The 15,848-nt window shown below is 46.0% G+C and carries 12 protein-coding genes; 8 read left to right on the forward strand and 4 right to left on the reverse strand.

The window, feature by feature from the left end; genetic code table 11:
* Positions 1-31: 31 nt before the first annotated feature.
* On the reverse strand, positions 32-1,864 hold the full coding sequence (locus FBF61_RS18310; RefSeq protein WP_138479886.1) for a MutS-related protein: 1,833 nt from the start codon (positions 1,862-1,864) through the stop codon (positions 32-34).
* On the reverse strand, positions 1,864-3,672 hold the full coding sequence (locus FBF61_RS18315; protein WP_138479887.1) for an ABC transporter ATP-binding protein: 1,809 nt from the start codon (positions 3,670-3,672) through the stop codon (positions 1,864-1,866). The genes FBF61_RS18310 and FBF61_RS18315 overlap by 1 nt, the downstream gene beginning before the upstream one ends.
* Before the next feature lie 261 nt (positions 3,673-3,933).
* On the opposite strand from FBF61_RS18315, the gene FBF61_RS18320 reads away from it, so the two are divergent.
* The 5 genes from FBF61_RS18320 to FBF61_RS18340 are packed head-to-tail and all read left to right on the forward strand — an operon-like array spanning position 3,934 to position 7,938.
* Positions 3,934-4,503 (forward strand): RNA polymerase sigma factor, encoded by a 570-nt coding sequence (locus FBF61_RS18320; protein ID WP_138479888.1) that lies wholly within the window; start codon positions 3,934-3,936, stop codon positions 4,501-4,503.
* A complete protein-coding gene (locus FBF61_RS18325; RefSeq protein WP_138479889.1) occupies positions 4,484-5,908 on the forward strand; it encodes a putative outer membrane beta-barrel protein in 1,425 nt (474 codons plus the stop codon). The genes FBF61_RS18320 and FBF61_RS18325 overlap by 20 nt, the downstream gene beginning before the upstream one ends.
* A gap of 56 nt (positions 5,909-5,964) precedes the next feature.
* Positions 5,965-6,456 carry a QcrA and Rieske domain-containing protein gene (locus FBF61_RS18330; RefSeq protein ID WP_310590279.1) on the forward strand — a complete coding sequence of 164 codons (492 nt, stop codon included), beginning with the start codon at positions 5,965-5,967 and terminating at the stop codon, positions 6,454-6,456.
* Positions 6,457-6,468: 12 nt separating this feature from the next.
* Entirely contained in the window at positions 6,469-7,365 is an 897-nt protein-coding gene (locus FBF61_RS18335) for a DUF5777 family beta-barrel protein (RefSeq protein ID WP_138479891.1), read from the forward strand.
* A gap of 12 nt (positions 7,366-7,377) precedes the next feature.
* Positions 7,378-7,938, forward strand: a complete 561-nt coding sequence (locus FBF61_RS18340) for a YceI family protein (RefSeq protein ID WP_229215118.1) — start codon at positions 7,378-7,380, stop codon at positions 7,936-7,938.
* A gap of 12 nt (positions 7,939-7,950) precedes the next feature.
* Here the strand turns inward: FBF61_RS18340 and lacZ are convergent, their stop codons facing one another.
* Positions 7,951-11,352, reverse strand: a complete 3,402-nt coding sequence (lacZ, locus tag FBF61_RS18345; protein WP_138479892.1) for a beta-galactosidase, LacZ type — start codon at positions 11,350-11,352, stop codon at positions 7,951-7,953.
* 146 nt (positions 11,353-11,498) lie between these two features.
* Here lacZ and FBF61_RS18350 point away from each other — a divergent pair, with 146 nt between their 5' ends.
* Complete coding sequence (locus FBF61_RS18350; protein WP_138479895.1) at positions 11,499-12,275, forward strand: type III pantothenate kinase; 777 nt, start codon at positions 11,499-11,501, stop codon at positions 12,273-12,275.
* Positions 12,276-12,280: 5 nt separating this feature from the next.
* On the opposite strand, the gene FBF61_RS18355 is transcribed toward FBF61_RS18350, so the two are convergent.
* Positions 12,281-12,688, reverse strand: coding sequence for a gamma-glutamylcyclotransferase family protein (locus tag FBF61_RS18355; RefSeq protein ID WP_138479897.1), 408 nt, complete (start codon positions 12,686-12,688; stop codon positions 12,281-12,283).
* A 151-nt stretch (positions 12,689-12,839) separates the two neighbouring features.
* Here FBF61_RS18355 and FBF61_RS18360 point away from each other — a divergent pair, with 151 nt between their 5' ends.
* Both FBF61_RS18360 and FBF61_RS18365 read left to right on the forward strand, forming a co-directional pair.
* Complete coding sequence (locus FBF61_RS18360) at positions 12,840-14,300, forward strand: TonB-dependent receptor (RefSeq protein ID WP_138479899.1); 1,461 nt, start codon at positions 12,840-12,842, stop codon at positions 14,298-14,300.
* Positions 14,301-14,451: 151 nt separating this feature from the next.
* Positions 14,452-15,774 carry an Nramp family divalent metal transporter gene (locus FBF61_RS18365; protein ID WP_138479901.1) on the forward strand — a complete coding sequence of 441 codons (1,323 nt, stop codon included), beginning with the start codon at positions 14,452-14,454 and terminating at the stop codon, positions 15,772-15,774.
* Positions 15,775-15,848 lie beyond the last annotated feature (74 nt).

The raw sequence follows: 15,848 nt of genomic DNA on the forward strand, positions 1-15,848 counted from the left end.
ATTATTAAAAACGTAAATCTAATCAGTAAAGTTACTCAAAACGTTTTATATCCTTAAAATCCACATGAATACCCATCATGCGCATGAGCTCGGATGCATTAAAGCTCCGGCATATCCCTTTGTGGAGCTGATAGTCGAAATGCAGTTTGCCCTCTTCCACATCCGAGCGGAAATGGTAATTGTGTACATAGTTTTCTGTAGCACCCCATTCGCCTAGTTCCAGATCGTGCGTGGATACAAGTCCGGAAGCATTTTTTTCGTGTAGTTGCCGGATCAATGCTTCGGCCCCGCGATGCCTGTCGGTTGAGTTGGTACCTTTCAGGATTTCGTCCAGCAGGTAAAAAACAGGGCTGTCGGTATTTTCATCGGCCAGTTCCAGCAGTTTTCTAAGTCTTTTCAGCTCTGCATAAAATGAAGAAGTACTTTCTTCCAGAGAGTCCTGTGTTCGCATGCTGCTGAAAACCCTGGCCGGGGAACAGGAAAAATCGACCGCGCTCACTACCGCGCCCATTTGAGCTAACACAATATTGAGCCCGAGCGTCCGCAGAAAAGTACTTTTCCCGGACATATTAGAGCCTGTAACCAGTACGGTATGGCCCGTTCCTTCCAGCACAAAACTATTGCTCACCCTTTTACTGCCGGGTATAAGCGGGTGGCCCAGAGAAACAGCTTCAATTAAAATCGGTTTTTGATCAACAACCTGAGGCATGATATAGTCCGGGTTTGCGAACGCGTGGCCTGCAATGCTGTTCATCGCTTCGGTATCAGCCAGCACGTCAAGCCAGTTCGATAGATTGGATTGATTCGTCTTTTTCCATCCTTCAAGCCCGGCAAGGCAATGGACGTCCCAAAGTGTCGGTATGCCTACAAAAAGAGAAAAGAAAGGATTATTTCGATAATCGAGGCGCTCAAAAAGGTTGCCCGCATGGTTCAATGCCTGGGAAGATCCCTTAATCAGCGCCTTTCTTTTGAGCCACCATTTAGACTGAAAGGGTGCAGTCTCGGCATTTTTTAACAAATCAGCATAGGCGACCAGCGTCTGCCCGAGCGAAGTAGTACGGTTGGTGATCGACTGTATCGTTGCGAAAAATTGTTTCAGGATAAAAAAATGAACTGCAAAACTAATTGCAATCACCCAGGGAGCGATCACTTTGGCCAAGGCAAGGCCAATAATGAGAATGGTCACCAGCGGCCACCAGCGCAAACGAAGCAGGGAGCTGAGCCGGTCGGGTAGGGTTTCGGACGACCAGGCACGGAATTCGCCTACTTGCTGTGCGGCATGTTTATGCAACATTGCCGTTGCCTCCCAGCTTTGGATCTGGTCCGGATTTTTACAAAATTCATATGAAGCTTCCTGACGCACAGTTATTTCCTGTATGGAAGCATGGTTTTTAAGCCAGTTTGCCAGCCTCCTGCTGCCTTCGGCGGTGCGGGTACGATTTAATAATTTGTAAAGAGAATATTCACCGAAAATGTCAAGATCGGTTGAGTAAGCATGGTCTTTTTCTTGGAACTGGATGCCTGTGTCGCTTCTTTTGAAACGAAAGAATAACCGCTCGATTTCATCTTCATTGACCAGCTGCAGGTTTTTTTGAAAATCCCTTTCCCGGCGGGCGGCTTGCTGGTAACGCATCAGAATAAGAAATGTTAAAAACACAGCTGCTGCTCCCAATGCCCAATAGAACGCATCGGTTTTGTGCCATGCCCAGCCCAGCGCCAGAACGCTTCCGAATGCAATCAGCCTGGCGATAGCCAGCAATTCAAATTTTTTCCTGGCCTTGATTTCTGCCTGCCGGGCTTTGTCCAGCTCGGCTTCAAAAAATATCTGAGAGGGTGTTTTGTTAAATTCCTTATCGTTTTCCATCAATTGCTTTCCACAGTTTCAAACTGCAACTTGATCAGATTTGCGTATAGACCATTATCCAATAATGTTAATTCCTGATGTGATCCCGACTCGGCGATCCGGCCTTCACGGATCACATAAATGGTATCTACTTTACGTATGGTGGCAAGCCTGTGTGCAATGACGATCGTGGTCCGGTTTTTCATCAGCTCATCCAATGCAATCTGGACTAACTTCTCAGACTCCGCGTCCAATGAACTGGTTGCTTCGTCAAGAATCAGAATTTTTGGGTTTTTCAAAATTGCCCTGGCAATCGCCACACGCTGACGTTGCCCGCCCGACAGCTTGATGCCCCGCTCGCCGACGACCGTCTCGAATTTTTCAGGAAAAGAGTCGATGAATTCCAGTGCATGGGCTCTTTGCGCAGCATCATATATTTCATCCCGGGAAGCAGACGGTTTTCCGTAAGCAATGTTCTCATAAATGGTGCCGCCAAAAAGCATGACTTCCTGGGGCACTATGGCAATATTTTTGCGCAGTTCAGTAATACCGTAATCAGAAAGCAGCTTTCCGTCAATTGTGACCTCCCCGGATTGATAATCGTAAAAACGCATCAGCAGCTGAATGATCGTCGATTTGCCCGCGCCGCTATATCCTACCAATGCTATTTTTTCTCCGGCATTGATGTCGAAAGAAATTCCTTTTAAAACCGGCAAATCTTTACGTGAAGGATAAGAAAAATGGACATCCTGATAAGAAATGTTTCCGTCGACAATTGCGGTAGGAGTAGTATCGGAATCCTTGATAATCACTTCCGAATCTTCCTGCAAAATTTCAAAAAGTCGCTCAGAAGCCCCGATTGTCTTATTAATCTGCGCATACAGATCACCCATTCCGCTGATCGAAGCGCCAATAAAAGTGGTGTAAAGGATAAAAGTAAAAAGGTCGGAAAGTCCGAATTCCCCGGCTTGTACCAGTCCGGCGCCGTACCATATCACACCTACAATTCCTCCGAATAATGCGAAAATGATAAAGGAAACAAATCCGCCCCGGAACGATGCTGCATAAAGAGAAAGGTCTACTACCCGGTCCAAAATGGTTTTATAGCGCTTCACTTCCAGATTTTCGTTCGTAAAAGCTTTGACGACATTCACAGACTGCAGGGTTTCTTCGGCAACCACATTGGCTGCTGCAAGTTCATCCTGCGCCTTTTTGGACAGCCTGCGCATGTGCCGTCCGAAAAACATGGAGGCTACTACGAGGATCGGAAATGTCGCGAGCATAAAGAGGGTTAGTTTCCAGGAAGTGTAAAAAAGTATTGAAACGCCGACGATCAGCGTTGCTACCTGCCTGAAAATCTCCGCAAGCGTAAATGATAACAATCCCTGAAGCTGGGAAACATCGGAAGTAATCCGGCTGGTCAATTCGCCCACGCGCCGCTGCTCCAGAAATGCGATGGGGAGCGTTATGATCTTGCTGAAAACATCGGTACGGATATTGTTCATTGCCAGTTCACTCACTTTCGTGAAAAGGTAGATCCGGTAATAGGAAAACAGCGCCTGGCAAATCAGGATAAAGAACAGGAAAACTGTGATCTGGTTAATGGTATATTCGGATTTCCCTTCGATCACCTCTATGATACTGCCCACAAGCTTGGGAAAGGCAAGCGACGTGCCTGTAGAAAGTGCGAGAAAAACAAGTCCCGCTATGAAGGTGCCTTTATAGGGCTTGAGGTAACTGAAAAGATCCAGTGTCGTTTTAAGTCCTCCCCAGTTTATTTTATTAACCGAAAAAGGAGAAGGTTGTTCATTTATATCATTCCTGGCCATTACAAATTCTTATACGAGCGGTTATTCCGAAGTGTGGTTTGATAATTATTGAGAATCAAAATGCTGATTTTCAATAATGTATATTTATAGTTGCAAAAATACATAATAATTGCCGAGACTCGTGATAAAAAGGATGTGTGGCAATTTTTGAGTGATATGCCTGTTGCGGAGACCGATTCACGTGCAGGATTTGAATATTATCAGACAAACACGCAACCATCAATTTGGTTTCGACGTATTTGTAAAAAAAAGCAAAATAGCATGCCCGAGTATACCTCCGCCGTTCTCCATGAACTACTCGACGGCTGTTTGAAGAGAAACCGCCGTAGTCAGGAGCTGCTGTACAAGCAGTTCTACGGATACGCTATGAGCATTTGTTTGCGCTATACACGCAGCAGGGAGGAGGCAAAAGAAATACTCAACGACGGATTTCTGAAGGTTTTTACGAAGCTCGAAAGTTTTGATTCAAGCCGTTCGTTTAAAACCTGGCTGAGCAGGATAATGATTAATACAGCCCTCGATCACTATAGACAGGAAGTTCGCAGGGATATTTTTGAGGATGTGGAAATGGCAGAGCAGGTATCGGTTGATGAAACAGTCATCAGTAAACTTTCGCATGAAGAGCTGGTGGGGCTTATACAGAAACTGACGCCTTCCTATCGCATCGTTTTTAGTCTTTCAGTCATTGACGGCTATACACACGAAGAAATTGCAGACCAGCTGAATATTTCGGTTGGAGCGTCGAAATCAAATTTGTCGCGTGCAAGAGAAAAGTTAAGAGACATGTTATCCAAAATAAACATTGACAATTATGATAGAGTTGCCAGATGACGAACTGGACAAGCTCTTCAGAAAGTCATCAGAAGAGCTTGATCCACAATTTGATCCGGAAGATTGGAATAAACTGAAAAAAAGGCTGGATAGCGAGGATGGAAGAATCCCGTTCGGATGGTTGCGCAAATGGTGGCCGATCGGGCTGCTGGCCTTGCTGGTACCGGTAGGAATATATTATGCCTGGAACAATCAGGAGAGCAGGAGTGAGAAGGTAGATCGGGTGGACGTTGTTGGTAGAAGTGGAGAAAGGGAGGAAGGAGGAGGAAAGGGGAGAACAATCGAAGAGGAGAAGGCAGTTGGAAAAGGTGATGAGAGCCTGGTTGACGGTGAAAAATCGGAAGGAAAATTGAAAGAGCAGGTAAATTCTTCTATTGAAAAGGATCAGGAGAAAAGAGAAAATATCATTACAAATGATTTGGCTTTGAATTCCTCCAGAGGGAAAAACTTAAGAAGAGCGGATAAAGAAAGCATTAAAATACTGCCCCGTGGCCGTTCTAATACAGGCGGAGTGTACTTAGAACCTAACCGTTCGAAGAGGGAAGGAGGCGACGGGGCTTTTTCTGAAAATCAACGTTTACCGGTGAATACTGAAAATCCCGGCTCAGATCATAAAAATGCGGACGAGGGACAATTTTTAAGCCCAAAATCATCTGCTGCAAGTAGTATCGATGAGCGGGAAAGGTTGTCAGTTTCTGCAAAACTACTTCAAAGAAAACCGGTGAGCTGGCATAATATAACTCCGCTGCCTGGTATTGTGGCGCAGGAGCCGGCACCAGTGCCGGTCGTCGAAAATGCCAGGCAAAAAATGCCAACTGCGAAATGGGCAGTCAGGTTTGGTTATTCGCCTGATCTGAGTTCGGTTGGATTAAAAAATTTCTCCAAGCCGGGATCGGCAATATCTTTTATGGCAGAGTACGCGGTCATCCCGAGACTTTTTGTGCAGTCGGGTATAGTGAGAAGTGTAAAGGATTACAACGCAAGGGCGGGGGAATATACCTGGCCATCGAAATGGCCTCAGACGGTTTTGCCTAGTAGTGTGGATGGTATTTGCAGGATTCTGGAAATACCATTGAATCTCCGTTATGACATTTCCCAGACCGACCGTTCGCGGTGGTTTGCGGGAGGAGGAATGTCGTCCTACTATATGCAAAATGAAAAATACAAATACAATTACGACAAATACGTACATGACCCCAAATACAAATGGGAAGGTAAAACAGGCTGGTACTGGTTGAGCCACATCAATGCATCCGCGGGTTATGAATACAGATTTTCGCAAAAACTCTCCCTTCTCGCCGAGCCCTATGTACGGGTACCTATCAAAAAGGTAGGATATGGCAAAGTGAATCTGTTTACCACAGGTGTTTGGATTTCAGTGCGTTATACGCCTGTGTTTAAATAAATCAATATCTGTTACCTATTAATTTTTACTGAACAATCAATTACTTCACCATGCAGATGAACAAGGAAGAATCAATGAAAAGGGGGGAATTTCTAAGAAGCCTGGGATTAAGTACCTCTACATTAATGGCATTTTATTGCCTGGGGACGACCATGACTTCATGTGGCTCAAAAGAAGATGATCCCGACCCGACACCTGGGGGAGGCTCCGGCGTGAGCGGAACTACAACCGGAGGCAATATCAACTTTACTGTTGATCTCACAAACGCTTCTTATTCCAGTTTGAAAACTGCCGGAGAATATAAGATCATCGGAGATGTACTGGTGGCTTTTACGACCGGAAGCGCTTATGTGGCGCTCACGAAAATTTGCACACATGAGGGAAATCCGGTGCAATACAGAAAAGACTTGAATGACGTATATTGCCCAAGTCATTTATCGGAATTTTCAATTGCCGGGGCCGTGAAGCAAGGTCCTGCCGCATTGCCCTTAACGGCCTACAAAACCTCTCTTTCCGCCGACGGAAATACATTAACCGTTACTGCTTAACCCGCTACTGCCATGCAATTACTCCGCCTAGTAATTATTTTGATGTGTTCAACAACTGTTCTCCATGCTCAGGATGATCTGCTCGGGGAATTATCGAAACAGGATAGCGCTACGACCGTTCCGGTTGCTGCCACTTTTAAGTCCACCCGTGTCGTCAACGGACATTCAGTGGAAACAATGAAAAAAAAGCATCTGGATTTCAGGATCTCTCACCGGTTTGGTACACTCAATTCAGGCGCATATCAATTTTTCGGACTGGACCAGGCCACGATGAGAATGGGGTTTGAATATGGACTGACAGACAAGTTCATGGTCGGGCTGGGACGCAGCACTTCCTACAAGGTTTATGACTTTTTCGGAAAATACAAGCTGATCCAGCAATCGTCGGGTGCCAGGAATATCCCTGTTTCGGTAACGCTGTTCGGGGGGACCGGCGTAGCAACAGTTAATAAGGAGCTCGAATTCCAGGATAAGCTGTATTATGTGGCGCAGGTGCTGGTGGCGCGGAAATTCGGGGAGCGACTATCGTTGCAGCTTTCCCCCACGTATTTGTACCGTAACCTTCCATTGGTTTCAGGTGACGAAAAACTCCTGCTGGCGGTCGGGATCGGAGGGCGATTCAAGCTGTCTAAACGCGTCTCGCTCAATGGAGAGTACTTTTATACAGCCCGTGAAAAAAATACGCTTAGTGCTCCATATCATGATTCTATGTCATTTGGCGTGGATATCGAGACTGGCGGGCACGTTTTCCAGCTTCATTTTACCAATTCCCTCGGCATGATCGAAAAGCAGTTTATAGGTGAAACCACGGGTACTTGGGGCGCGGGGGATATCCACTACGGGTTTAATATTTCCCGGACTTTCAGTTTTGACAAAAACAATAAAAGGAAGAAGTCAACTGACCAATAACATACTATGAAAATGTATTTTTTTCGCAGGGTTTTCGCGACTCTGCCAGTTATCGCCATGCTCTTCGGAAAAGTTTTAGCTCAGGGGGGGATGTACTCCACTGCCGCAGGCAACACCCGGTTTTCATCAGAAACTCCTCTCGAGAATATCAATGCCGAGAACAAAAAGTCACAGGCAATACTGAATACGGCGAATAACGAAATTGCGATCCGGATGAACATGCGGGATTTTGTATTTCCTAACAAGCTGATGCAGGAACATTTTAACGAAAATTATATTGAATCCGCCAAGTATCCGACCGCGACGTTTAGTGGTAGGGTTACCAATGCGCCGGACTATTCCAAGGATGGTCAGTATGATGTTTCGGCAGCAGGAAAGTTCACAGTGCACGGTGTTACCAAAGAGCGGACAATCGTCGGCAAGATGAAAATCGAAGGCGGAAAAATCACAATAAGTTCAGATTTCGAAGTTCCGCTGGCTGATCACAAAATAGAAGTTCCGCAGATTGTTTTTGTCAAAATAGCCCAGATAATCAGCGTTAAAACACAGTTTGTACTCATGCCTAAAAAGTAGGATTTGTGCAAACTATCGCCTGCGGCGTCTTGAATAGCTCCTTTTTCTATAATACTTTTTCCTGACTGGCGCTTTCTTCACGACTGGGGCTGGATCGGTTTCTCCTTCCTGCACTTCATCGTCTGCCGCCTCGGCTACCTCGCTGGAAACAGTACGGGGAGAGGCGGTTTTCTTATTGATAAACGGCAGCCCGGAGGACAGGATCTGATCAATATTGGAAGTATTATCAATCGCTTTCAGGCGGAACGAATACGAGTAGTTGCGTGCCGGAAGAAGATAGTTTTCATGCACCCGGGGCGACCAGCTATCGTCTCCCCCAAGGCCCATCTGAGCAAGGTCAATGTTAACTACCGTCGCCGAATTCCGGGTTAAAATGGATCCGCGCTGTTTTGCTGTAAGTAGTTCTTTATCAGTGTAATCTTGTACATTGAAATTAAAAACCGAGTCGCTGATAGCAAGAATACCAATGCCTTCCTGGTTCGTCACCGACGCCCATCTGACGTCGGTTTTATTGCCGTTTTCCTGGGGTGTGATATAAGGGAAATGCTGGTCAGCCACTGCTCCTGAATACCATCCGATTTTACCGCTTGATTGCCTGTCGGAGTAGGTTTCATGCGGGCCGTTCCCGTACCATTGGGTTTTATTAAAAGAAGCTGGCATTCGAAACTGATGTCCTATCTTGGCCAGCACAGGCCATTCGCGGAAAGGAATGCCGGTATGACGGACGTGAATATCGCCGGTTGAAAAAACTGTATAGACCGTCGTGGTTTTTACCTCCCCGGTGCTGCATTTCAGCAAATTGTTCATCGTAACCCGGTACCCGTGCGTGCTGATCCTGTGTGCCTGTATATCAGAAGAAACCAATTGAAGACTGTGCAGGCCAGCATTTCGCCAGCGGGAAGCGAAGCTTTTTTCTGCCCCGCCTTCATCATTGTCTGTCGGTACGCGCCAGAAATTGGTATGGGGGCCTTTTTCCAGCATTTCTTCCTTTTTTTTGATGAAGGAAACGATCCCACCATCTTTTTTATCAAAAGTTACTGAAAAGTCACTGCCGGTGAATAGAAAGCGCCCTGATGTCAGTTGTGTCATTCGCAGGGGTTTTTCTGTGTAAAGATTTAGGTTTGGAAGTTGCTGCTGCGGGCTTGCTACCGGAACCTGATGCCATGCAATTTCAAATCCTTTCGGCGCCCAGGAGGTGGCTTCTTTTAACCTTAGGCTTAGATATAAAAAATACTCCGAATTTGGTTTGCGGATGGAAGGCAGCTCGTAAGGGATTGTTACCTGCCCTTTCTGCCGCGGAAGGATATTCAAATTTCCGATCGTACCTCCCTTTCCTGTATTTTTTCCATTTTCCTGTAATGCCCAGACAAGGTCAAAACCTTTTAAAGAGAGGAAATCGTAACTGTTATAGATGGTAATGGATTTATTTACCGGCTTTAATGTGTCGGCCGTCTCGAATTTAACATACTGGTAAACCTTCTTTACCTCGCTCAACTCCGGCTGGGGAACACGGTCGGGATTAACCAGGCCGTCGCCAGCATTGCCGCCGTCAATCTTATTGAAATAATCCCAATAAGGCGTACCATCCGGGCGTTTGAGCCGTAATCCCTGGTCCACCCAATCCCAGATAAACCCGCCTTGCATCGTCGGATATTTTTCAATGACATCCCAGTATTCTTTCAGGTTACCCAGGCTGTTCCCCATTCCATGCGCATATTCGCATAGGATAAGTGGTCTTGTTTTGTCCTTTTTCACCAGCTCAATCATATCTTTTGTGGCTGGGTACATCACCGACATGATATCGAAACTGTTCAATGAAGAAGGCTGATAATCTTTTCTTCCCTCATAATGGATCGGTCGGGTAGGGTCGGCGAGGCGGATGAAATCAGCCATGGCTTTGAAATTTTCTCCCATACTCGATTCATTTCCCAATGACCATATAATCACCGACGGATGGTTTTTGTCTCTTTCAACCATCGCATTTCCTCTTGCCAGGAAGGCGGGTTTCCAAAGCGGATTGTCGGCCAGAATAATATTTCTGCTCCATAGTTCGTGGCTTTCAATATTAGCCTCGTCCATAACATAAAGACCATATTGATTGCATAAGTCATACCATTCAGGATCATTCGGGTAATGTGAAGTGCGGACGGCGTTGATGTTGTGCTGTTTCATCAATATGATATCCCTGACCATGGTTTCCCGGCTGATAACACGGCCGGTTTCGGGGTCGAATTCATGGCGGTTTACGCCTTTGATGGTGACCGCTTTTCCATTCACGAGCAACTGTCCACCTTTCACTTTTACATCGCGGAACCCGACTTTCTGGCTCACTGCTTCCAGGACTTTCCCGTCGGAATTCATAAGCTGAATCGTGAGCGTGTACAGATAGGGGCTCTCAGCGCTCCATTTGATGGGGTCTGTGACCGGCATATCCAGTCTTACTGCTGCTTCCTTACCGGGCGTAAGCGTACCGACCATCTGACTTGCCGGCGGCGCAGCCACAATTTTGTTCGCATCATAAAGTGTGAACAATACCTGATGCGCTTGGATGTTTTCCTGATTATAGTTTTTTACAAAAGCACTTAGTTTCAAAGTGGCGTTCTGGTAGCTGCCGTCAAGATTGGTACGCACTGAAAAATCAGTGAGCATTACTTTGGGCAAAATACGGAGGTTTACATTGCGGAAAATGCCGGATAGCCGCCAGAAATCCTGGTCTTCCAAATAGCTTCCGTCAGACCAGTTGATCACTTCCACAGCCAGATGGTTCACACCAGGTTTCACATCTTCGGTTATGTTAAATTCAAAAGGCGTCATACCATCTTCATGGTAACCAACGGCAACCCCGTTTACCCATACATAACAGGCTGATTGAACCCCTTCAAACCGAAGAAAAACGACTTTATCCTTTACATGATCTGAAACCGTGAAAGTAGTGCGGTACATACCGACCGCATTTGTATCTGCATCAATTCGGGGGGGATTGGCCTTAAAAGGATGTTTGATGTTGCTGAAAACCGGTTTATCGTATGATCGGCCTTCTTTTGCCGCCACAACCTGCCAGTTTGATGGAACCGGAATGTTATCCCAATTGGCATCAGAAAGTCCGGGATCAAAAAAATTAAGCTGGGCTTTGGAAGGATGCGACGCCCATTTGAATTTCCAGGTACCATTCAGCGAAGTGACCAATGCTTTTTCCTTGTCGGCAAGCAAAGCACTTTTTTCATCGGGATAGGGCGTGAATGTAGCGGAAGGTTTTTCGGTATTGATACTGATAACCTGCGGATCCTGCCATTCAGGCATATTCTGCGCGCGAAGAGCAACCTGATTTGAACCAAAAATGATACAAAAGGTCAGAGCCCGAAAAATAGCCAGTCGGCGTACATCATTAGTCAGGCGGTAAAAATCTTTGCTCATTTAAAGTTTCAGCAGGTTAGGGTAAGGCTATTCAATATTTTGTTAAAATTATATATTATCAAAAAGAAAAGGATGTGAAATGAATAAGCGGTAAACTTTTATTTGAATAATGTCTTAATTTGTCTTTGAATGTAAATACAGAATTTATGCTTTTAGCCGTCGATGTAGGCAATACGGATACTGTTTTTGGATTGTATGAATCAGGAGAATGGGAACATTTATGGCGGATGAGGTCTCTTCCGCAGGAAAGTGAAGCACATTATGAATCCCGGCTCAGGTTACATTTTCTGGAAGCAGGGCTTTGGTTCGGCGATGTGGAAACGGTTGTGATGAGCAGCGTGGTACCTGCTTTGTCGCCAATTATCCAACGGGTGCTCAGGTCACTCTTCGGAGAGGACATTGTTGTGGTAGGGCCTGATTCTTACCCGGAACTCGAAATAGCCATTGACCATCCGCATGAAATCGGCGCCGACCTGATCGCAAACGCTGCGGCGGTTATGAACCGTTACCATGAGAATTGCGTGATCGTCGATTTTGGTACTGCACTTACATTCACAACGGTTTCCCGCGAAGGCAAGATTCTCGGTGTCGCAATATTGCCGGGACTGCTCACTGCTGTGAAAGCACTTTTCGCCAATACCGCTCAACTTCCGGAAGTCCCGCTCGTGCTGCCTTCTACTGCGATCGGCCGGAATACTACCCAGTCTATCCAGGCAGGAATTCTTTTGGGATATGAAGGGTTGGCAAAATCGCTGCTGCAAAGGATCAGAACCGAGCTTGGCGGCGAATGTATAGCAGTAGCAACGGGGGGCTTAGCTTCTATTATTGAGACACTTCAGGATGAATTCGTAGAAATTGATATGCAGCTCACCCTCGACGGGCTGCGGATTATCGGAGAAAGTGTGAGGGCAAAAGAAGTTTGATAAGTTCATCCCGAATACTTTCTGAAATCTCCGTCTGGAATTAAATCCAAGCCTTCCAGCGACTGATTGTAGAGATATGCCCAGCAGGAAACGACCGACCCGTCCGTCAGCGTGACGGGCACGGTCCTGCGCAGGTAGAGACTGGCGTTTTCGTCTGCCAATACATCTTCATATTCGTCCAGTTCTTTCCATAAGTTGTTTTCCCCGAACAACTGATATACTTCTCCATACACCCTGGAAGCAGTTTTTTCATCATATACCGCTCCCGGATACCAGCTGATTTTATATAACCTCCCGTGGAAATATCCGTGACCTTTCAATTCAGAATGCGCACGTAAATGTTCCGCAAAGGGGTTGTCAAAGCTTTGCATCAGCGTACCATAAGTGAAGAGAAATTCCGACGTATTTTTCATAGAGCCCTATTGTACCGGCACCATTTTTCCTGGAATAGCATTTTAGAATTTTTCAATTGTAAAATATAATCGTACGGTTCTGGTTATATTTAAAAGTGGTATTTTTCTTATATTTACAAGTAAAGCTTTTCATTCCTACTAATATACAGTTATGTACGAAAAGAACCTTGGGACTAAACAAAAAGCGTTAAGGATCAATCTGGATCGCCGGATTTATGGCTCTTTTGCGGAAATAGGGGCGGGTCAGGAAACTGCGGCGTACTTTTTCAAGGCAGGCGGAGCGTCCGGAACCGTCGCCAAAACCATGTCAGCTTATGATATGACTTTCAGCGATGCGATATATGGAACGGAAGAGGGAGGACGGTATGTGGTGGAGTCCCGGCTGATGAAAATGCTGAACCGGGAATACAATCTGGTAGAAAAGCGGCTTTCGGAAAAGCGGGGAGATGACAGCCAGTTTTTTGCATTTGCCAATACAGTTGTTGCACTTAACTTTCAGAAAACCAATGAGTCGCATGGGTGGATCGGGTTGCAGTTTCAGCTAACCCCCATGGGGCCGACCAATTATGTCGTGATCCACGTACGTATGCGGGACGATGAAAATATCCTTCAGCAGCAGGCTTTGGGTATTATCGGGGTTAATCTCATGTACGGATGTTTTTTTTACTATAAATCGCCCGAAGTACTGCTTTTGTCGCTGATGGACGATCTGACATCCGACCGGATCGAGATCGACATGGTTCGTTTCAGCGGACCTGATTTTCATAAAGTGGACAACAGGCTCATGAGTCTCCGCCTTGTGAAAAACGGATTTACAGATGCGGCTTTGTTTGGGGCGGATGGAGGTGTTTTACAACCGTCGGAAGCCTTGTATAAAAAACACATTCTGATGATGCGTGGGCGGCTGCGCCCAATCACCAATGTCCATATCGACCTAATCAGCAATGGTCAGAAGCAATTCCTGGCCGAGCCGGACGTGGATGAATCGAAAGTAGTACTGATTTCTGAGCTGACACTTCACAACCTCAAAGGAGGCGACAGGGACATTGATGAAAAGGATTTCCTTGACCGTGTCGATATCCTTTGTTCACTCGGGCATATGGTGATGATATCCAATCACCATGAATATTATCGTCTGGTGGCGTATCTTTCCAGGCTTACCAAACTAAAAGCGGGACTGTTGCTGGGAAGCCCGAGCCTGCAGGATATTTTTGAGGAAAAACATTACGAGTTTCTTCAGGGAGGAATTCTGGAATCGTTTGCAACGCTGTTTAGCCGTAAGGTTAAATTGTACATTTATCCTACGTTACAGCCCGACGGGTCGGTGTATAGTTGTGAAAATTTTGTGGTTCCTGACCATTTGCGCCCATTGTTCCAGTATCTGATCATCAACGATAAAATCGAAGATATCCGGAATTACAATAAGGAACACATGCACATTACGACAGATAGCGTGCTGGAAAAAATAAAAAGGGGGGAACCCGGTTGGGAAACGCTTGTACCGGAAAACGTAGCAAAAATTATCAAAGAAAAATCGCTTTTTGGCCTTCCCAACGAGAAGAATTATGTAAATACGATCAAGCAGATCCACCAGGCGGTGGGCAATCTGTGATAGTTTTTTTGATGCCACGGATGCACGGATTTACACGAATTGGAGTTTGAACGCATTCGTGAAAATTGGTGCATCCGTGGCATTTTTGTGTACTAAAAGTGAATTTAATAGTAGTCCGGCCTGATTTCGAGCTTTTGTTCTATAAAAGTTCATGGCATCTGTTCTTTCCCCTCCCACCACATTTTTTGGACGACTCCGATATCTGGGCCCCGGATTTATTCTTTCGGCAGCGATTGTAGGCTCCGGTGAGCTCATAGCCACTACGGCTCTCGGTGCGACTGCCGGTTTTGTGATGTTCTGGATCATCTTGCTGAGTTGTCTGGTAAAAGTAGCATTACAGCTTGAATTTGGTAAAAATGCTATTTATACCGGCACCTTTATGATGCATAATTTCAATCGGCTGCCTGGGTTGCGTTTGGGAAAAACACACTGGAGCATCTGGTTGTGGTTATCGTTGCAAGGGCTGAAACTACTACAGGTAGGAGGGATCGTCGGCGGAGTGGCGATTGTGTTAAATATGGCCTGGCCGGGAATTTCTGTGAATGTCTGGGCCATAGCTTCCGTTATGATCACATCGTTTCTGGTGTATCGCGGACATTATGGGCCGGTTGAAAAAGGATCGCTGGTGATGATCATGCTTTTTACCGCAGTGATTTTGATTTCGCTGGCATTGCTTCAAGGCACTCAATATGCCATTCATTGGGAACAGGTAAAGTCCGGCCTTCAGTTTTCGCTTCCCGCCGGAATGGTCGCAATAGCTTTTGGGGCTTTCGGAATAACCGGCGTAGGCGGGGACGAGATCATGTATTACAATTATTGGTGCATTGAAAAAGGTTATGCTACCTATACAGGCCCCAATGACGGGACCGCGGAATGGGACGCACGGGCCAAGGGCTGGTTCAAAGTGATGTACCTGGATGCACTCCTTTCCATGGTGGTTTATACCATTGTTACAGCTGCATTTTATCTGCTGGGCGCAGCAGTTTTACATAGTTCGGGAAGTGTTCCTGAAGGTTATCAGATGATTGAGGTGCTTTCAAAAATATTCACCGAAACGCTCGGGCCCTGGGCTAAAAACCTGTTTCTCGTCGGTGCGTTTTTTGTTTTGTACTCCACTTTGTTTACAGCCACTGCAAGCTGGGCGAGGGTATGGGGAGACGCATTCGGAGAACTTGGCTGGATGGGATTTGATACAGCCGAACGTCAGCGTAAAACTATCGGCATACTTTCCTGGATATTGCCCGCAGTCTGGTGTATCCTGTTTTTGTTCTTGCAATCACCCGTGATGATGGTCATACTGGGCGGTATTGCCACTTCGGTATTGTTGCTGCTTGTCGTCTATGTTTCGCTGGTTTTCAGGTATCGTGAACTGCCCAAATCGCTTTCACCTTCGGTTGCTTATGATGTATTTTTCTGGATTAGCGTGATCTCGATCCTGATGGTGAGCGGCTATGGTGTCTGGCAGATTTTGTAACCTGTGTTACGATTTAATATTGAAGGGAGTAGTACTTTTTGGAAATAATGAGGTAAGGGAATATATAATTTACA

Source organism: Dyadobacter bucti, assembly GCF_005869225.1.
GTDB classification, from domain to species: Bacteria; Bacteroidota; Bacteroidia; order Cytophagales; family Spirosomataceae; genus Dyadobacter; species Dyadobacter bucti.